The 2,528-nt window shown below is 64.8% G+C and carries 3 protein-coding genes; 2 read left to right on the top strand and 1 reads right to left on the bottom strand.

What is annotated here, in order from left to right:
• The coding region (locus tag ACESMD_RS04975; RefSeq protein WP_372610907.1) for a KamA family radical SAM protein at positions 1-767 on the bottom strand (767 nt) is incomplete at its 3' end.
• Positions 768-876: 109 nt separating this feature from the next.
• On the opposite strand from ACESMD_RS04975, the gene efp reads away from it, so the two are divergent.
• Both efp and epmA read left to right on the top strand, forming a co-directional pair.
• Positions 877-1,443, top strand: coding sequence for an elongation factor P (gene efp / locus ACESMD_RS04970; RefSeq protein ID WP_372610905.1), 567 nt, complete (start codon positions 877-879; stop codon positions 1,441-1,443).
• Between the two features lie 66 nt (positions 1,444-1,509).
• Entirely contained in the window at positions 1,510-2,487 is a 978-nt protein-coding gene (gene epmA / locus ACESMD_RS04965; RefSeq protein ID WP_372610903.1) for an EF-P lysine aminoacylase EpmA, read from the top strand.
• The last annotated feature ends 41 nt before the right edge of the window (positions 2,488-2,528 follow it).

The following is a 2,528-nucleotide window of genomic DNA, read 5'->3' as shown; positions in this document are numbered from 1 at the left end:
GCGTCCCTGAGTTTCCGGCAGGCATTCACGACGGCCTCGTCGATCTCGTTGGCATGGTTGATGTGCAGGACGACGACCTTCTGCAGGCGCGTCGCCGATAGCCAGTGCAGCAAGGCAGTATCGATACGGTCGGGGATGACCACCGGTAGCCGGGTGTGGATCCTCAGGCGTTTCAGGTGCGGGATGGCCTCGAGACGCTGGACCAGCCAGGCGAGCTGGCGGTCACTGGCGGCAAGCGGATCGCCGCCGGAGAGGATCGCTTCACGGATCGAGGGATCATCATGCAGGTGCGCCAGGGTCCGGTCCCACTGGGCCCTGGAGGGCGCGTTCTCGTCGTAGGGGAAATGGCGCCGGAAGCAGTACCGGCAGTTGACCGCACAGCTGGGGCTGGCGATGAGCAGGACCCGCCCCGGGTACTTGTGGATCAGGCCCGGCGCAGCGGTACTCTCGGCCTCGGCCAGAGGATCGGCGACGAAGCCCGGGGTGGTCTCGGCCTCGATGCCCGATGGCAGCACCTGGCGCAGCAGGGGATCCTCGGGGTCGCCTGGTCGTATGCGGCTGAGGAAGGCCTCGGGGACCCTTACCTCGAAGAGGTCGTGACCAACCTCGGCACCGGGTAGCCAGGAGGCGTCCAGTCCCAGACGATGGCAGAGCTCGCGGGGGTCGCGGATCACCCCGGCCAGCTGGGCCTGCCAGCTTGGCGGGATGCCCAGGGGAGCCTCATGAGTCTGCCCACGCTGCAAAGGGGACGGGCTTCGGGTTATCATTCGATACACCAGTCAATACGGGCGAGGGACAAGACCCTCGTCGAAAGTCGTTTTCATGGGCGCGCTGCCGATCGTGATTGGCGGCGCGCTCGAACATGAGTGAGGGACCATGGCGAACCATTCTACCAACGAATTCAAGGGCGGGCTGAAGGTGATGCTCGACGGTGATCCCTGTGCGATCGTCGAGAACGAGCTGGTCAAGCCCGGCAAGGGACAGGCCTTCAACCGGGTCAAGTTGCGCAACCTGATGACCGGGCGTGTCTGGGAGCGGACCTTCAAGTCCGGTGATTCCCTGGAAGGCGCCGATGTCATGGACCTGGAAATGGAGTATCTCTACACCGATGGTGACATGTGGTACTTCATGAAGACAGATGGTTCCTTCGAGCAGTACGCCGTCGAGAAGAAGGCCCTGGGTGATACCGATAAGTGGCTCAAGGAACAGGTGCCCTATACCGTCACCCTGTGGAACGACAATGCCATTACGGTGAGCGCCCCGAACTTCATCGAACTGGAAGTGGTCGAGACCGACCCGGGTCTCAAGGGCAATACCGCCCAGGGCGGCTCCAAGCCGGCGGTCCTTTCCTCGGGCGCGGTGGTCAAGGTTCCCCTTTTCATCGAAGAGGGCGAAGTTCTCAAGGTGGATACGCGCACCGGTGACTACGTCAGCCGGGCATAGACGGCGGGTCGCGATCCGGCAGCGCCGAGCCTTCACCGAGGTTCGGCGTTTTTGGTGGAGAAGAAGATGCAGGAGTTCAACTGGCAGCCGACCGCCGACATCGGGACGCTGCGCGAGCGTGCCCGGCTGCTGGCGATGGTGCGAGCCTTCTTCACCGACCGTGGGGTGCTGGAAGTGGAAACACCGGTGCTGGGTCACGGCGGTAGCACCGATGTCCATCTGGCATCGCTGAACTGCCAAGCCACCACGCCGGCCGGGCACGAAAGGCTATGGCTTCAGACCTCGCCGGAATTCCACATGAAGCGGCTCCTGGCGGCCGACAGCGGACCCATCTTCCAGCTGGCCAGGAGCTTTCGCGATGGCGAGGTGGGACGCCGCCACAACCTCGAGTTCACCATGCTGGAATGGTATCGCCCCGGGATGGCACTGGACGCGCTGATCGAGGAAACCAGCGACCTGGTGCGTGTCGTGCTGGAGCGGGACCCGGGACCGGCAAGATGCCTGCGCTACCGGGCGCTGTTCCAGGAGGCCCTGGCCATCGACCCCTTCACCGTCGATCTGCAAGCACTGCGCCGCCTGGCCGGTGAGCGGGGCGATCTGGACATGTCGGGGTTATCGCGCGATGCCTGCCTTGACCTCTTGATGGGCCTGGTCATCGAGCCGCAGCTGGGAGGCGAGGGAATCGAGGTGGTGGTGGATTACCCGGCCAGCCAGGCGGCTCTGGCCCGACGCCATCGGGATCCCGAGGATGGCGAGTGGGTGGCATCGCGCTTCGAGCTCTACCTGGCGGGGCTGGAAATCGCCAATGGTTATGACGAACTCACCGATGCCGAGGAACAGGCGGCGCGCTTCGCCGCAGACAACGCCGCGCGCCGAGCCGCGGGGCTGTCCGAGGTGGACGTGGATCAGCACCTTCTGGCGGCGCTGGCGCATGGCCTGCCGGCGGGCAGCGGGGTGGCGCTGGGCATCGACCGGCTGATCCAGTTGGCTCTGGGGAAAGACAGCGTGGCGGAGGTGATGGCCTTCGCTACGCCGGTTGCCTAATCGGCGTCTTTCGATGCGATTTTGCCCAGAGACTGCCCCAT

It is taken from the genome of Halomonas sp. (assembly GCF_041689495.1).
In the GTDB taxonomy this organism is placed as follows: domain Bacteria; phylum Pseudomonadota; class Gammaproteobacteria; order Pseudomonadales; family Halomonadaceae; genus Halomonas.
Note: the sequence above shows the minus strand (reverse complement) of the source record. Positions and strands in the feature narration are given on the sequence as shown.

Coding starts and splice junctions, on each gene's coding strand:
- efp (WP_372610905.1), top strand. CDS start 877: ATGGCGAACCATTCTACCAACGAATTCAAGGGCGGGCTGAAGGTGATG.
- epmA (WP_372610903.1), top strand. CDS start 1,510: ATGCAGGAGTTCAACTGGCAGCCGACCGCCGACATCGGGACGCTGCGC.